At 69.7% G+C, this 14,945-nt stretch carries 15 protein-coding genes; 8 read left to right on the top strand and 7 right to left on the bottom strand.

What is annotated here, in order from left to right; translation table 11 throughout:
* Nucleotides 1-2: 2 nt before the first annotated feature.
* The 6 genes from ACIBEI_RS36400 to ACIBEI_RS36375 form a co-directional block, all read right to left on the bottom strand.
* Nucleotides 3-407, bottom strand: a complete 405-nt coding sequence (locus ACIBEI_RS36400) for an ectoine synthase (protein WP_361056832.1) — start codon at nucleotides 405-407, stop codon at nucleotides 3-5.
* Between the two features lie 83 nt (nucleotides 408-490).
* The gene (gene ectB, locus ACIBEI_RS36395; RefSeq protein WP_398894747.1) at nucleotides 491-1,762 is read right to left on the bottom strand and encodes a diaminobutyrate--2-oxoglutarate transaminase; all 1,272 of its coding nucleotides are present in this window, start codon (nucleotides 1,760-1,762) and stop codon (nucleotides 491-493) included.
* A gap of 30 nt (nucleotides 1,763-1,792) precedes the next feature.
* Nucleotides 1,793-2,332, bottom strand: a complete 540-nt coding sequence (gene ectA / locus ACIBEI_RS36390; RefSeq protein WP_398894745.1) for a diaminobutyrate acetyltransferase — start codon at nucleotides 2,330-2,332, stop codon at nucleotides 1,793-1,795.
* 357 nt (nucleotides 2,333-2,689) lie between these two features.
* Nucleotides 2,690-3,220 carry a DinB family protein gene (locus tag ACIBEI_RS36385; protein WP_398894744.1) on the bottom strand — a complete coding sequence of 177 codons (531 nt, stop codon included), beginning with the start codon at nucleotides 3,218-3,220 and terminating at the stop codon, nucleotides 2,690-2,692.
* A gap of 68 nt (nucleotides 3,221-3,288) precedes the next feature.
* Nucleotides 3,289-3,897, bottom strand: a complete 609-nt coding sequence (locus ACIBEI_RS36380; protein WP_398894743.1) for a DUF1349 domain-containing protein — start codon at nucleotides 3,895-3,897, stop codon at nucleotides 3,289-3,291.
* 163 nt (nucleotides 3,898-4,060) lie between these two features.
* Nucleotides 4,061-5,590 (bottom strand): aldehyde dehydrogenase (NADP(+)), encoded by a 1,530-nt coding sequence (locus tag ACIBEI_RS36375; RefSeq protein WP_398894741.1) that lies wholly within the window; start codon nucleotides 5,588-5,590, stop codon nucleotides 4,061-4,063.
* Nucleotides 5,591-5,720: 130 nt separating this feature from the next.
* Here ACIBEI_RS36375 and ACIBEI_RS36370 point away from each other — a divergent pair, with 130 nt between their 5' ends.
* The 5 genes from ACIBEI_RS36370 (at nucleotide 5,721) to ACIBEI_RS36350 (ending at nucleotide 10,719) form a co-directional block, all read left to right on the top strand.
* Complete coding sequence (locus tag ACIBEI_RS36370) at nucleotides 5,721-6,494, top strand: IclR family transcriptional regulator (protein ID WP_055616458.1); 774 nt, start codon at nucleotides 5,721-5,723, stop codon at nucleotides 6,492-6,494.
* A gap of 1 nt (nucleotide 6,495) precedes the next feature.
* On the top strand, nucleotides 6,496-7,014 hold the full coding sequence (locus ACIBEI_RS36365; RefSeq protein WP_398894739.1) for a GNAT family N-acetyltransferase: 519 nt from the start codon (nucleotides 6,496-6,498) through the stop codon (nucleotides 7,012-7,014).
* Between the two features lie 238 nt (nucleotides 7,015-7,252).
* Nucleotides 7,253-8,566 (top strand): sensor histidine kinase, encoded by a 1,314-nt coding sequence (locus tag ACIBEI_RS36360; RefSeq protein ID WP_398894738.1) that lies wholly within the window; start codon nucleotides 7,253-7,255, stop codon nucleotides 8,564-8,566.
* Nucleotides 8,563-9,213, top strand: a complete 651-nt coding sequence (locus tag ACIBEI_RS36355) for a response regulator (RefSeq protein WP_398894737.1) — start codon at nucleotides 8,563-8,565, stop codon at nucleotides 9,211-9,213. The genes ACIBEI_RS36360 and ACIBEI_RS36355 overlap by 4 nt, the downstream gene beginning before the upstream one ends.
* Nucleotides 9,214-9,267: 54 nt before the next feature.
* Nucleotides 9,268-10,719, top strand: a complete 1,452-nt coding sequence (locus ACIBEI_RS36350) for a peptidoglycan D,D-transpeptidase FtsI family protein (protein ID WP_398894735.1) — start codon at nucleotides 9,268-9,270, stop codon at nucleotides 10,717-10,719.
* 133 nt (nucleotides 10,720-10,852) lie between these two features.
* Here the strand turns inward: ACIBEI_RS36350 and ACIBEI_RS36345 are convergent, their stop codons facing one another.
* Nucleotides 10,853-12,304 (bottom strand): NCS2 family permease, encoded by a 1,452-nt coding sequence (locus ACIBEI_RS36345; protein WP_398894733.1) that lies wholly within the window; start codon nucleotides 12,302-12,304, stop codon nucleotides 10,853-10,855.
* Nucleotides 12,305-12,575: 271 nt separating this feature from the next.
* Between ACIBEI_RS36345 and ACIBEI_RS36340 the strand changes: the two genes are divergently transcribed.
* The 3 genes from ACIBEI_RS36340 (at nucleotide 12,576) to ACIBEI_RS36330 (ending at nucleotide 14,924) form a co-directional block, all read left to right on the top strand.
* Nucleotides 12,576-13,142, top strand: a complete 567-nt coding sequence (locus ACIBEI_RS36340; protein WP_398894732.1) for a SigE family RNA polymerase sigma factor — start codon at nucleotides 12,576-12,578, stop codon at nucleotides 13,140-13,142.
* Nucleotides 13,139-13,999, top strand: a complete 861-nt coding sequence (locus ACIBEI_RS36335; RefSeq protein ID WP_398894730.1) for a hypothetical protein — start codon at nucleotides 13,139-13,141, stop codon at nucleotides 13,997-13,999. Before ACIBEI_RS36340 ends, ACIBEI_RS36335 begins: the two co-directional genes overlap by 4 nt.
* Before the next feature lie 88 nt (nucleotides 14,000-14,087).
* Complete coding sequence (locus ACIBEI_RS36330; protein WP_398894729.1) at nucleotides 14,088-14,924, top strand: pectate lyase; 837 nt, start codon at nucleotides 14,088-14,090, stop codon at nucleotides 14,922-14,924.
* The last annotated feature ends 21 nt before the right edge of the window (nucleotides 14,925-14,945 follow it).

Here is a 14,945-nt window from a genome sequence, read left to right as displayed (position 1 = left end):
GTTCAGACCTCCTCGGGCTCGGTCAGCAGGGGGTAGACGCCGTTCTCGTCATGGTCCTCCCGTCCGGTCACCGGCGGATTGAAGACACAGATGCAGCGGAAGTCCTGCTTGATCCGCATCGTGTGCCTCTCGTGCCCGTCGAGGAGGTACATGGTTCCCGGCGTGATCGTGTACTTCTCACCGGTCTCGTCGTCGGTCAGCTCGGCCTCGCCCTCGACGCAGACGACGGCCTCGATGTGGTTCGCGTACCACATCGACGTCTCCGTACCCGCGTAGAGGATCGTCTCGTGCACGGAGAAGCCGACCCTCTCCTTGGCGAGGACGATGCGCTTGCTCTCCCAGGTACCCGACGCCGATTTCACGTGTCGGTCAGTGCCTTCGATCTCCTTGAACGAACGGACTATCACGGTGCTGCGAAGCCTCCTTCAGGCTGATGTGCTGCTGATCCGGTTGGTGCGGTTCGGTGTGGCCGCTGTGGTTCAGGGGTGGTTCAGGCCGTCTCGCGGACGGCGCGGGCGAGGATGCGCAGGCCCTCGTCCAGTTCCTCGGGGGTGATGGTGAGCGCCGGGAGGAGTTTCACGACCTCGCTCTCCGGGCCCGACGTCTCGATGAGCAGGCCGAGTTCGAAGGCCCGCTTGGCGATCAGGCCCGCGCGCGCCCTGTCGTGGAACTCCATGCCCCAGACCAGGCCCCGGCCGCGGTACTCCTTGACGTCGGCGAGGTTCTCCTCGGTGATCGAGATGAACGCCTCCTCGATCTGCTCGCCACGGGTGCGGGTCTGCTTCTCCATGGCGGGGCCGTCGGACCAGTACGTCTCCAGCGCGGCGGCGGCCGTCACGAACGCGGGGTTGTTGCCGCGGAACGTGCCGTTGTGCTCGCCCGGCTCCCAGATGTCCAGCTCGGGCTTGAACAGGCACAGGGACATGGGCAGTCCGTAGCCGCTGATGGACTTGGAGACGGTGACGATGTCGGGGGTGATGCCCGCCTCCTCGAAGGAGAAGAACGCCCCGGTCCGGCCGCAGCCCATCTGGATGTCGTCGACGATCAGCAGCATGTCCTGGCGCTCGCACAGCTCGGCGAGGGCGCGCAGCCACTCCGGGCGGGCGACGTTGATGCCGCCCTCGCCCTGCACGGTCTCGACGATCACCGCGGCGGGCTTGTTGAGGCCGGAGCCCTGGTCCTCCAGGAGCCGCTCGAACCAGAGGAAGTCCTCGACCTTGCCCTCGAAGTAGTTGTCGAAGGGCATCGGCGTGCCGTGCACGAGCGGGATGCCGGCGCCGGCCCGCTTGAAGGCGTTGCCGGTCACGGCGAGCGAGCCGAGCGACATGCCGTGGAAGGCGTTGGTGAAGGAGACGATCGCCTCGCGGCCCTTGACCTTGCGGGCCAGTTTCAGCGCGGACTCGACGGCGTTGGTGCCGGTCGGGCCCGGGAACATGACCTTGTACGGCAGGTCGCGGGGCCGCAGCACCAGGTTCTGGAACGACTCCAGGAACCCGCGCTTGGCGGTCGTCGACATATCCAGACCGTGCGTGACGCCGTCGCGCTCCAGGTAGTCGATGAGGGCGCGTTTCAGTACGGGGTTGTTGTGGCCGTAGTTGAGTGATCCGGCGCCGGCGAAGAAGTCGAGGTACTCGTGGCCGTCCTCGTCGAACATGCGGCTGCCCTGCGCGCGGTCGAAGACGGTGGGCCAGCCGCGGCAGTAGCTGCGTACCTCCGACTCCAGGGTCTCGAAGACGCTCAGGTCGGGCTGGGTGATGGTCACGGTGTTGCTCCTCAGGGCGTGGGGGGTTCGTCAGTGCGACAGGGGGCCGATGCGGTACAGCACCTCTGGGTCGTGCGGTCCGTCGGGGAAGTGCGCTGTGTCGAACAGGACCTCGCGCTCGACGGTCGCTCCGTGGCGTCCGGCGTACGACGTGAACAACCGCTCGGAGGCGGTGTTGCCCGGGGTGATGGTGGTCTCGACGGTGGTCAGCTCGTGTGTGCGGGAGATCCGCAGGGTCAGTCCGTCGAGGAGCGCGGCGGCGAGGCCGCGTCCGCGCTGTTCCGCGTCGACGGCCACCTGCCACACGAGAAGCGTGTGGGGGCGCTCCGGCCGGATGTAACCGGTGACGAAGGCGACCGGCTCGCCGTCGGCCGTACGCGCCACCGCGGAGGTGCCGGCGAAGTCACGGCACCACAGCAGGTAGCTGTAGGAGGAGTTCAGGTCGAGGTTCCCGGAGTCCTTGGCAATGCGCCAGAGCGCGGCTCCGTCCACCACGTGCGGACGGTCGATCCGCAGCCCTTCCGGCATTTCCAGGAATTCCGCTTGCAGGTCTGCTTGTGCGGCGGTCATGCGGATTGAATTTACCCAGCGAAAGTTCAAATTGCATCGCCGAAGGGGGTTACGTCGACGCGCCTGCTGTGTTATCACGCGGGCGCGGACACCGCGTACCACCGGCCCGAAGCAGCCACTTTATCCCGAAAATACAGGAGAAACCGGTCACCCTGTGTGTTGCGTCACAGCCGCGTAATCACCACGAGATCTGCCCGAATTAAGAGGTTGGCGTTCGCGAAATCTTAGCGTTTAGGTTCAGAGAAAGCGGGCAGAAGAATACGGGGAGCTGCACTGAATAAGGCCCCAGAAAAGCACCGAGAAATACCCCCGGGATAAACTGAACCGGAATTCCCCGATCCCCCACCGCCCCGCTGGTCAGGCGCCTGTGACCCCATCGATCCGCTCCCGGACGATGTCCGCGTGACCGTTGTGGCGGGCGTACTCCTCGATCAGGTGCACAAGGATCCAGCGCAGACTGACCTCCAGCCCGGCCATCGGCCCCTCGGCAATCCGGCCGAGGTCGTCGAGCGACCGCCCGGCGGACAACTCCTGCCCGCGTTCGACCTCGCGGCGCCAGTCCGCCAGCGCTTCGTCGAGCCCGCGCTCCGGGTCGAGGGCGTATCCGCCGACGCCGTCCTCGTACAGCGTCGGCACGTCGAGTCCCGCGAACACCGCCTGGAACCAGTTCCGCTCCACCTCGGCGAGGTGCTGCACCAGCCCGAGCAGAGTCAGCTCCGACGGCGCGGCGGACGCCAGCCGCACCTGGCCGTCGTCCAGCCCCGCGCACTTCGACTCCAGGGTGGCCCGGTGAAACGCGAGCCAGCTCTCCAGCATGGGCCGCTCCGCCCCGGTCATGAGCGGGAGGGGGCGGCCGTCCGGCAGGGTCTGGTACGTGTCGGTGGTCATGCCCGGCAGCATGGCACCGGGCGCCCGCCCGTACGACCCCGCCGGCCGAGGGGCTCAGGGGCCGTCTCTCAGGTGCCGTCTCTGAGGTCTGCCGGCCAGTCCGGGTGGTATTCGATGTGGTCGTAGGTGACCACGCAGCCCTCGCCCATCGGGGACTGGGTCATGAAGCCGATCAGGGCGGCGCCGGTCTCCTTCTCGTCGGCCAGGGTGAAGAGGCGGACGAAGGTCCAGCGCTTGCCGTCCCGCGAGGCGTGGAAGGCGAAGGCGCGGCCGGTGCGGCTGATCCTCAGCCAGACCGAACTGCCGTCCACCGTGAAGGAGTTGGCGTCGTCGGAGTGGCCCCGGGTGACGACCGTGCAGACGGTGGGCACGTCCGGTGAGTTCTCCAGGCAGAGCTTGGCCCAGGCCCGCTCGCCCACATGCGCGTACAGCACGCCCGCGTCGAAGGCCCCGGCGAAACCGACCGTGACCCGGGCGATGAGCTGGAAGTCCCCCTCCGGCGACCCGAGCAGCCGGGGCGCGTCGGACGCGGGGTCCAGTCCCTCGTCGGTCGGCGGCACGAACCGGTCCTGCCGCGCCCCCGCCCACCCGGTGAGCACCCCGTCCTCGTACGACCAGTGCCCATCGGGCCCGTACGTCCGAAGAGAAAAGGGAAGTTCAGGAATTTTCACGTCCATCCCCCGAGTCTGTCAGGTCCACCCCCACGCCCCGAAAGGGGCGCGGGGGTCCTTCGGGGCGCCCCCGAAGGGCGCCCCTCAGGGGCGCGGGGAACTGCGCGACCAGCCACGACCGGCCCGCAGCTCACGCACAACCCCACCGAACAGCGCACCCAGCGGAGCGCTACCGCTCAAGACGCCCGTCGTACCGCCGCGGCAACCCCAGCGGATTGTCGTCCCGAAGCTCCACCGGCAGCAGCGCCTCCGGCGTGTTCTGGTACGCGACCGGCCGCAGCCACCGCTCGATGGCGGTACCGCCGACCGACGTGGACGTGGAGGTGGTCGCCGGGTACGGCCCCCCGTGGTGCTGGGCGGGCGCGACCGCGACACCGGTCGGCCACGCGTTCACCAGGACCCGCCCGGCGAGCGGCGTCAGCTCGGCGAGGATCTCCGCGCCACGCCCCTCGCCGGCCGTCTCCTCCGTGGAGAGGTGCACGGTCGCGGTGAGGTTGCCGGGCAGCCGCGCGAGCACCGCGTTCGCCTCGGCCTCGTCCTCGTAGCGCGCGACGACGGTGACCGGCCCGAAGCACTCCTCGAGCAGCAGGTCGTACTCGCCCTCGGCGGCCAGCCGCTCGGCCGGAACCGTCAGGAAGCCGGGGCTCACCGTGTGCTCGCTGCCCGCGCCCGGCGTCACCGGGGCGTCCACGTCGGGGAGTTCGGCCCGCTCGGCGACCCCCGCGACGAAGTTGTCGCGCATGCGGTGGTCCAGCAGCACGCCCGCGTCCGTGTCGCTCACCGCGTCCGTGAGCGACTTGACCAGGCGGTCACCGGACGCGCCGGCGGGCGCCAGCACCAGACCGGGCTTCACACAGAACTGGCCGACACCCAGCGTCATGGAGCCCGCGAGCCCCGTACCGATCGCCTCGGCGCGCTCGGCGGCCGCGGCCTCGGTGATGACGACGGGGTTCAGGGAGCCCAGCTCGCCGTGGAAGGGGATCGGCACGGGCCGGGCGGCCGCCGCGTCGAAGAGGGCACGTCCACCACGTACCGAACCGGTGAATCCGGCGGCCGTGACCAGCGGGTGCCTGACCAGCTCGACGCCCGCGTCGAAGCCGTGCACCAGGCCGAGGACACCGTCCGGGATGTCGTGCTGGGCGGCGGCCCGGCGCAGGACGGAGGCGACCAGCTCGGACAGGCCCGGGTGGTCCGGGTGCGCCTTGACGACGACCGGGCAGCCCGCGGCGAGCGCGCTCGCGGTGTCACCGCCGGGGACGGAGAAGGCGAAGGGGAAGTTCGAGGCCGAGTAGACGGCGACGACGCCCAGCGGCACCTTGTAGCGGCGCAGGTCCGGGATCGGCGGGGTCGCGGTGTCGTCGGGGTGGTTGATCACGACCCCGAGGAACTCGCCCTCGTCGACGATGTCCGCGAAGGCCCGCAGCTGGTAGCAGGTGCGGGCGAGTTCGCCGGTGAGCCGGACCGGACCGAGCGCGGTCTCCGCGTCCGCTGCCTCGACCAGGTACTCCTTGGCGCCTTCGAGCTGGTCGGCCGCGGAGCGCAGGAAGGCCGCGCGGACGGTGCGGTCGGCGAGTGCTCCCCGGGCGGCGTGGGCCGCGCGGACGGCCGCGTCCACCTCCTGGGCTGTGGCTTCCACCGCAACCTGCTCGCGCTGCTTCCCGGTTCGGGGGTCGACACTCCAGACTGGTGCTGCTGCCACCGCGGGTCCCTCCAGATGTAATGCCGCAGTACATGTGCCACTCACCAGCGGCGTTCGATATGCTGAACGCTGTCTCTGGTGGTGAATATGCTGTGGAGACTATTTCCCGGCGAACTAGGGGGTCAAGGCGATGTCGGCAGTCGAGACGGGCGGCGGGGCACAAGTCAAGTCCGCGGTGCGGACGGTTGAATTGCTCGAGTACTTCGCCGGACGCCCGGGCATGCACTCCCTGGCCGCCGTGCAGGAGGCCGTCGGGTACCCCAAGTCCAGTCTCTACATGCTGCTGCGCACCCTCGTCGAGCTCGGCTGGGTCGAGACGGACGCGACGGGCACGCGGTACGGCATCGGCGTACGGGCCCTGCTCGTCGGTACGTCGTACATCGACGGCGACGAGGTCGTGGCTGCGGCCCGGCCGACCCTGGACCGGCTCTCCGACGACACGACGGAGACCATCCACCTGGCGCGCCTCGACGGCACGAACGTCGTCTACCTCGCGACCCGCCAGTCCCAGCACTACCTCCGCCCCTTCACGCGCGTGGGCCGCCGACTGCCCGCGCACTCCACGTCGCTCGGCAAGGCGCTGCTCGCCACGCACACCGACGAGCAGGTACGGAAGCTGCTCCCGGAGACGCTCCCCGCGCTGACCGAGCACACGATCACCGACCGGGAGAAGCTCATCGAGGAGCTGCACCAGGTGCGGGAGCAGGGGTTCGCGGTGGACCGCGAGGAGAACACGCTGGGGCTGCGCTGCTTCGGCGTCGCGATCCCCTACCGGACGCCCGCCCGGGACGCGATCAGCTGCTCGGTGCCGGTGGCGCGGCTGACGCCCGCGCACGAGCAGATGGTGAAGGACGCGCTGTTCGACGCGCGGGACCGGCTGACTCTCGCCACCCGGAGGCTCTGACATGTCTGATGTACCTGGCGTATCTGGCGTACCTGGCGTATCCGGCGCGGAGGTCGTGCTCCGCGAGATCCACGACAGCGATCTGCCCGTGTTCTTCCGGCAGATGATGGATCCCGAGTCGGTGCGGATGGCCGCGTTCACCGCGAAGGACCCGACCGACCGGGACGCCTTCGACGCCCACTGGAAGCGGATCCGCGCCGCGTCCGACGTCGTCAACCGTACGGTCCTCGTCGACGGTGACGTGGTCGGCAACGCGGCGGTGTACGGCCCGCCCGGCGAGCGCGAAGTGACGTACTGGATCGACAGGGCGTACTGGGGGCGGGGGATCGCCACCGGTGCCTTGCGGGCGCTGCTCGATGCCGTGCCCGAGCGGCCGTTGTTCGCTCGGGCGGCGGCCGACAACGTGGGGTCGTTGCGGGTGCTGGAGAAGTGCGGGTTCCGCGTCTCCGGGCAGGACAGGGGGTTCGCCAATGCGCGGGGCGAGGAGATCGACGAGGTTGTGCTGACGCTGGAGGGGTGAAGCTCCTCTGGGGGGCCGGCGGGGCGCCGTTGGGGCTGTGGGTTGTTGCCGGGTGCGGGTTGTGCGTGGCTGGTCGCGCAGTTCCCCGCGCCCCTTTCGGGGCCTGACGTCGCCTCCCCCGTGCGGCGGAGGCGGATCGTCGTCGCGCAGGATGTGGTCCGGCGGGGTGGCCCGGGAGCGTGGGTGGCATGACGCGGACGTTTCGTCGGATGTGGTGCGCCGTCGCGAAGCGGTCGGCGTGAGCGCGCTCGCCCGGACCCTGTTCGGGAGGCGGACGCGTCGTCGGTGGATCCATCTGATCCTCGGCGGCGCGCTCGCCATGCCGTACGTCTTCGTCGGCGAACTGATCGTCGGCCCGTTCACCAGCTCCCAGAACCTGTTCAGCTCGCTGCCCCACCAGCTGCTCGCCTTCGGTGCCGGGCTGCCGCTCGCCGCGGTCACCGGGGTGTTCCCGCTGACCCGGCCCATGTCGGTGGCCGTGGTCCGGGCCCTGTGCGGGGTCGACGGCGACCGTCTCGCCGACGGGCCCGCGCACACCCGGCAGGCGAAGGGGCGTACGGCGGTGTGGTTCACGCTGCACCTGGGGTTCGGCGGAGTCGTCGCCGGGATGTCCCTCGCGACACCGCCCTTCGCGGTGGTGCTGATCGTGCTGCCGCTGTATGCGGGGCTGCGCGACTCACGGCTCGATCTGCCCGAACTCTTCGACCACACCTGGGTGTTGGCGCTCTCCCCGGTCGCGGGCGCGGCGATGCTGGCGGCTCTCGCCGGCTGCGCCGCGGGCGCGGGCGCGCTGCTGGCCCGCTGGGCGCCGGAGCTGCTCGGGCCCACGCCCGAGGACCGGCTCGCCGCCGCGGAGGCCCACGCCGCCGACCTCGCCGTACGCAACAGGCTGGCCCGCGAGCTGCACGACTCCGTCGGCCACGCGCTGAGCGCCGTCACGCTCCAGGCGAGCGCGGCCCGCCGGGTCCTGGACAGCGACCCGGAGTTCGTGCGCGAGGCGCTGGCCGCGATCGAGGACACCACGCGGCGCACGGTGGGCGAACTCGACGCCGTACTGGGCGTGTTGCGTGATGCCGGCTCCCCCGGCGGCGCGCCGGGCGTCCCCGGCACGCCCCCCGCGACCGCCCCCTCGCCCACCCTCGCCGCCGACCTCGACGGTCTGCTCCGCCGTACCCGCGCGGGCGGTCTCCGCGTGACCGTCGCCGTGGAGGCGGACCCCGAGGCGCTGCCCCCGCTCGTCTCCCGCGAGGCGTACCGCATCGTGCAGGAGGCGCTGAGCAACGCCCTCAAGCACGCCGGACCCGGGACGTCCGTGACGCTCAGGATCAGGGTGGTCCTCGACGGCAGGGAGCTGGCCATCACCGCCGAGAATCCCGCGCCGACGGCCGCGGTTCCCCGTCCCGGCGGCGGCCACGGTCTGCGCGGGATCGCCGACCGGGCTCGGCTCCTGGGCGGCACCACGGAGTGCGGCCCGGTGGACGGGGTGTGGCGGCTGCACGTACGACTCCCCCTGGGGCTGCACATACGACCTCCGCTGGAAGGACCCGCATGACCGTCCGGATCGTCCTCGCCGACGACGAGCGCATGGTGCGCACCGCGCTGCGCGCGATCCTGACGGCCGAGCCCGGTCTGGAGGTCGTCGGTGAGGCGGCCACGGGCGCCGAGGCGGTGTCCGTCGTCCGCGAGCTGGCGCCGGACGTCGTCCTCATGGACGTCCGCATGCCCGGGATCGACGGCATCCGCGCCACCGAGCAGATCCTGGCGACGCTGCCCGATCCGCCACGCATCGTCGTGGTGACGACCTTCGAGAACGACGCGTACGTGTACGAGGCCCTGCGGGCCGGAGCGTCCGGGTTTCTGCTCAAGCGGGCCGACGCCGACGCGCTGGTGCAGGCCGTGCGGCTGGTCGCGCACAGCGACAGCCTGCTGTTCCCGGCGGCGGTGCGGACGCTCGCCACCGAGTACGGGCGCGCGAAGGCGGCACCGCCGGCGTGGGTGGCGAGGCTCACCGGCCGGGAGAGCGAGGTCCTGCGGCTGATGGCCGCCGGGCTCACCAACGCCGAGATCGCGAGCCGCATGGGCGTCGGGCCCGCGACGGTGAAGACCCATGTGGCGGCCGTCCTGGCGAAGACGGTGACCCGGGACCGTACACAGGCGGTGATCGCGGCGTACGAGGCGGGCTTCATGAAGGACGTATGAAAAATCCGGGTGGGTGGGAACGATCGGGTCCGTCCTGGTCGTCGTCCATATGGGATGAACAAAACGATCAGGCGCGCCTCCGTCTTCACCCTGCTGCTCGTCCTCGCCCTGCTGGTCCGGGCGACCTGGGTGCAGTTCTACGAAGGCCAGGCGCTCGCGGACAGCAAGGACAACCGACGGAATGCGATCGAGCAGTACGCGTACCCGCTCGGGAACATCATCGTGGCCGGGGACGCGATCACCGGTTCCGCGCAGACGACGGGCGGCGATCTCAAGTACAAGCGCACGTACACCGACGGCAGCCTCTACGCGGCGGTCACGGGCTACAGCTCGCAGGTGTTCGGGGCGACGCAGCTGGAGGGCATCTACCAGGACCTGCTCGACGGCACGGACAACCGCCTGAAGAACCCCCTCGACACGGTCACCGGCAAGCGCGCCGACCCGGGTGACGTGGTCACCACGATCGACCCGGCCGTGCAGAAGGCGGCGTACGAGGCGCTCGGCGACAAGAAGGGCGCGGCCGTCGCGATCGACCCGAAGACGGGCAAGATCCTCGGCGTCGTGTCCACCCCGTCGTACGACCCCTCGGTGATCAGCGCCGGCGACTCCGCCGCCTGGAAGAAGCTGACGAAGGACCCGGAGAAGCCGATGACGAACCGGGCGCTGCGCCAGCCGCTGCCGCCTGGTTCGACGTTCAAGCTGGTCGTCGCGGCCGCCGCGCTGGAGGACGGCCTGTACGCCTCGGTGGACACGAAGACCGACAGCGAGAACCCGTACACGCTGCCGGGCACGACCAGGGTCCTGGAGAACGAGAGCAAGTCCGCGCCCTGTGAGAACGCGACGATCCGTGTCGCCCTCCAGTACTCGTGCAACAACGTCTTCGCGAAGATGGCCGTCGATCTGGGCCAGGACAAGCTGAAGGCGATGGCCGAGAAGTTCGGCTTCAACGACACGTCGCAGGACGTGCCCGTGCGGGCGTACGAGAGCGTGTATCCGTCGGACATGGAGAAGTCGTCCACGGCGCTGACGGGCATCGGGCAGTTCGACGTGACCGCGACGCCGTTGCAGATGGCCATGGTGTCGGCCGCCATCGCCAACGGCGGCAAGCTGGTCTCGCCGCACATGGTGTCGCAGATCAGTGACGCGGACGGCAACGTGCTGGAGAACTACGACGACTCGACGGATTCGACCGAGATCGTCAGCTCGTCCACGGCCGAGCAGCTGCAGTCGGCGATGCAGACGGTCGTCGAGGAGGGCACGGGGACGAACGCGCAGATCTCCGGGGCGACGGTGGGTGGCAAGACCGGTACGGCGCAGCACGGTGAGAACAACAGCAAGACGCCGTACGCGTGGTTCACGTCGTACGCGAAGGACGACTCCTCGGGCAAGGAGGTTGCCGTGGCCGTCCTGGTCGAGCAGTCGAATGCGGCGCGGTCGGAGGTCAGCGGCAATGGTTTGGCCGCGCCCGTTGCGAAGGCGATGATGCAGGCCGCGCTTCAGAACTGACGGTTCCGGTTGCTTGGTCGGCTGCGGGCCGGTGGGGGCTGGTCGCGCAGTTCCCCGCGCCCCTAAAAGATTGCGCAGTTCCCCGCGCCCCTTATCAGGGGCGCGGGGAACTGCGCAGTCGTTGGGGTGACCGTTACTTCACGCCCAGAACCTGTTCGATCGGGTCGATCGCGAAGTAGATGAGGAACAGCACCGATGTCCCCCACAGCAGCCAGTGGACCTCCTTCGCCTTGCCGAGGACCGTCTTGATCAGGACGTAGGCCAGGAAGCCCGCCCCGATGCCGTTGGTGATCGAGTAGGTGAAGGGCATCACGGCGATCGTCAGGAACGCCGGGATGGCGATCTCGTAGCGGTCCCAGTCGATGTTCTTGACCTGCGTCATCATCAGGAAGCCGACCGCGACGAGGGCGGGGGCGGCCGCCTGGAGCGGGACGATCGTCAGCAGCGGGGTCATGAACAGCGCGAGGGCGAAGAGCCCGCCGGTGACCAGGTTCGCGAAGCCCGTGCGCGCACCCTCGCCGACGCCCGCCGCCGACTCGATGTACGAGGTCGAGGAGGAGGCGGAGGCCGCGCCGCCCGCGACCGCCGCGGCGCCGTCGATGAGCAGGACGCGGCCGAGGTTGGGGACCTTGCCCTCCTCGTCCAGGAGTCCGGCCTCGGCGCTGACGCCGACGACCGTGCCCATGGTGTCGAAGAAGTCCGACAGGATCAGCGTGAAGACCAGCAGCACGACGGTGATCACGCTCGCCTCACCGAAGGCGCCGAACAGGCTGAAGTCGCCGAGCAGCCCGAAGTCGGGCGAGGCCACGACGTCGTCGGGGATCTTCGGTGTGGTCAGGCCCCAGCTCTTGATGTCCGCGATCTCGTTGATGATGATCGCGACGATCGTCATGGTCACGATGCTGATCAGGATCGCGCCCTTGACCTTGCGGGCGAGCAGCCCGATCGTCAGCAGCACCCCGAGGCAGAAGACGAGGATCGGCCAGCCGGCCAGCGCGCCGGTGCCGCCGAGCTGCACCGGGACCGTGGTGTTCGCGACGTCGGGTATGCGGGTGACGAACCCGGCGTCGACGAAGCCGATGAAGGCGATGAACAGGCCGATGCCGACGCTGATCGCCTGCTTGAGCGGCTGCGGTATCGCGTGCATGACGGCCTCGCGCAGACCCGTCACCACCAGGACACAGATCAGCAGGCCCTCGAGGACGATCAGGCCCATCGCGTCGTCCCAGCTCATCAGCGGGGCGATCTGGAAGGCGACGACGGCGTTGAGGCCGAGCCCGGCGGCGAGCGCGAGCGGCAGGTTGCCGCCGACGCCCATGATGATCGTCATCACGGCGGCCACCAGTGCGGTGGCGGTGACCAGCTGGACGTTGTCGAGCTGGTCACCGAACTTGTCCTTGGCGCTCCCCAGGATGATGGGATTCAGGACAAGGATGTAGGCCATCGTGAAGAACGTGGCGAAACCGCCGCGTACCTCACGGGCGAAGGTGGAGCCCCTGGCGGAGATCTTGAAGAACCGGTCGACGCTGTTCGCCGGGGGTGGTCCGGCGCTCGGCCGGTCTGCCACCTTCTCTGATTCGGACATGGCTGATGCTCCTCGTTACCTGCGTGTTCAGAGTGCGGATGCTGGCTGGATTGTTCCCTCGTTGAACCGTTTTCAGGTTTTCCCCGTGTTACGGAATCGAGTTCGGCCCGCCATACGATGTTCGAAGCGCTGTACGAGCGCCTGATACTCTCTCGGATCTCGCCCCACAGGACACCGTTCCTTCACACCCGCAACGCAGGGGCCGTATACGCACGTACCCCGTGAGAGCCGTCAGGTGTACCGCGCAGGAACCGACAGGGAGAGGTCGCCCGTGGGCACTGTCGTCGACGACGCCGCCTCCGTGGAGTTCCACGATTTCTTCGAGCGCCACTACGCAGAACTGGCCCGCCTGGCCCACCTGTTGACGGGCGAGCCGGACGCCGCAGACGATCTGGCGGCGGACGCGCTGCTCGCGCTGTGGCACCGCTGGGACCGGGTGCGCTCGGCGGACCACCCGGTGGCGTACGCGCGTGGTGTGGTCGCCAATCTGGCCAGGAGCCGGATCCGCAGCGCGGTGCGTGAGCGCAGACGGATCACGCTGTTCTGGTCGCAGCGCGAGGACAAGACCGAGAATCCCGACATACCGGGCATGGTCGATGTCCAGGAGGCCCTGCGCAGACTGCCGTTCCGCAAGCGGGCGTGCGTGGTTCTGCGGCATGCTTTCGACCTCTCGGAGAAGGACACCGCGCTCGCCCTCGGAATCTCGGTCGGTACGGTGAAGAGCCAGACGTCGAAGGGGATGGCGGAGCTGCAGCGGTTGCTGGGGTCCCAGGAGGCTCCGCCGCGGATGCACGCGGCGGTACTGCGTGCCACCGGAGCCGAGGGGAGGGAACGATGAAGGACGTGCACGAGGAGCTGCGCGCCACGCTGCGGGACGCGGCCGAGGCGCATGAGCCCGACCGCGCGCACATCCTGGCCCGTGTCGAACGCGGCATGGCCGGCACGGAGAGTGCCCGGCACCCCTCCCCGCGGTCGTCCCCGCTCGGCTGGTTCCGTGTCGTCGGCGCCACGGCCGCCGCCGCCGGTGTGCTCGCGGTGGGCGGCTACGCGGTCGCGTCCGCGGTGAAGGACGACAAGACGGCCGACCAGACGGTCGCGGTCTCGCCCACGCCCGATCCGTCGCCGGAGACGACGAGCCGCGCGCCGGTACCGCCCGACCCGGCCAAGTCGTCGCCCCCGCCGGACAGGCCCAGTGCGCCCAACTCCCCGACGGCCGGGCCGACTCGGACCGCCCCGGTCGCTCCGCCCGCGAAGGCCGACACCGAGGACGGCCCGCTGTGGTCGGACGGCTCGGTCGACCCGCACAGCAACGAGTTCTGGGCGCAGAGCAATGTGACCCTGAGGACGAGCAAGCAACTCACCGCGCTCACCGTCGTGTTGAAGGTCAAGCAGACCGGCGGGGTCACGTCGGCGGGTGCCTGGCGCTCGGCGCCCGAGGACGACTTCACGGTGACGGTCGCCGAGAAGGACGGCTTCCTCGTCTACACATGGGTGCTCAAGTCGGGCCGCACGGTGTGGCCGGGCGAGTGGGTCTTCGCGGGCCAGTACGACCACGACCGCGGCGGCCGCGACGCCGGCGACGACACGTACGCGGTCGGCGCACGGGCCGGGGACCAACAGCTGGGCGTGGCGGGCGACTTCGCGCGCGACGCGTCCGACGGCAGCAGCGACAGCTCCGGCGACGGCGACTCGTAAAAAGGTTCCGACGGGCGGCAACCCCCGCCTTCCGGGTGGCGACCAGGAGAAGCAAGGTCACTCTCCCCCCACCTGAAGGAATCGGGACATGACTTCACGCGTGGAACCGGAACGCCGTGCGCGGCACCGCCGCAGGACCAACCGGAGGCGCGCCGTCGTCGGTGGGCTCTCCGCGTTCGCCCTGACCGGAGCCGCCATCGTCACCAGCACGATGATGTCGTCGTCGGCGAGCGCCGCCACCACCTGGCCGACCGCCAACGGCAGCGAGGCCGTCTCCGCGACGATCGCCGTGTCGGGGACCCGGGACGGCGGTATGAAGCGCTACTACGGCAGCGGCGATCTGGCCGGTGACGGCCAGGAGGAGGGCCAGGACCCGATCTTCCGGCTCGCCGACGGCGCGACGCTGAAGAACGTCATCATCGGCAAGCCGGGCGCCGACGGCATCCACTGCCAGGGCAGCTGCAATCTGCAGAACGTCTGGTGGGAGGACGTCGGCGAGGACGCGGCCACCTTCCGGGGCAGCAACTCGGCCACCTACACGGTGTACGGCGGTGGTGCGAAGAAGGCCGCGGACAAGGTCTTCCAGCACAACGGCGGCGGCAAGCTCGTCGTCTCCAAGTTCGCCGCCCAGGACTTCAAGACCCTGTACCGCTCCTGCGGCAACTGCTCGACGCAGTACAAGCGCACCTCGATCTTCAACACCATCGAGGTGACCGCGCCCGGTTCGCGGCTGGTCGGCATCAACACCAACTACGGCGACACCGCGGCCCTCCGAGGCATCACGATCATCGGCGACAGCGGCAAGAAGATCGTCCCGTGCCAGAAGTACATCGGCAACAACACCGGTGCCGAGCCCCCGACGAACGGCTCGGGACCCGACGGCACGCACTGCAACTACACCACCTCCGACCTCACCTACCAGTGACGTACGACCAGGAGCACCGCA

The organism is Streptomyces sp. NPDC050988 (assembly GCF_044456225.1).
Classification (GTDB): domain Bacteria; phylum Actinomycetota; class Actinomycetes; order Streptomycetales; family Streptomycetaceae; genus Streptomyces.
Note: the sequence above shows the minus strand (reverse complement) of the source record. Positions and strands in the feature narration are given on the sequence as shown.

Bases quoted from the DNA above. Each gene is read 5' to 3' on its own strand.
- ACIBEI_RS36355 (WP_398894737.1), top strand. From the start codon at position 8,563: ATGACCGTCCGGATCGTCCTCGCCGACGACGAGCGCATGGTGCGCACC.
- ACIBEI_RS36330 (WP_398894729.1), top strand. From the start codon at position 14,088: ATGACTTCACGCGTGGAACCGGAACGCCGTGCGCGGCACCGCCGCAGG.
- ACIBEI_RS36345 (WP_398894733.1), bottom strand. From the start codon at position 12,304: ATGTCCGAATCAGAGAAGGTGGCAGACCGGCCGAGCGCCGGACCACCC.
- ACIBEI_RS36335 (WP_398894730.1), top strand. From the start codon at position 13,139: ATGAAGGACGTGCACGAGGAGCTGCGCGCCACGCTGCGGGACGCGGCC.
- ACIBEI_RS36370 (WP_055616458.1), top strand. From the start codon at position 5,721: ATGTCGGCAGTCGAGACGGGCGGCGGGGCACAAGTCAAGTCCGCGGTG.
- ectA (WP_398894745.1), bottom strand. From the start codon at position 2,332: ATGACCGCCGCACAAGCAGACCTGCAAGCGGAATTCCTGGAAATGCCG.
- ACIBEI_RS36350 (WP_398894735.1), top strand. From the start codon at position 9,268: ATGAACAAAACGATCAGGCGCGCCTCCGTCTTCACCCTGCTGCTCGTC.
- ACIBEI_RS36385 (WP_398894744.1), bottom strand. From the start codon at position 3,220: ATGACCACCGACACGTACCAGACCCTGCCGGACGGCCGCCCCCTCCCG.
- ACIBEI_RS36365 (WP_398894739.1), top strand. From the start codon at position 6,496: ATGTCTGATGTACCTGGCGTATCTGGCGTACCTGGCGTATCCGGCGCG.
- ACIBEI_RS36380 (WP_398894743.1), bottom strand. From the start codon at position 3,897: ATGGACGTGAAAATTCCTGAACTTCCCTTTTCTCTTCGGACGTACGGG.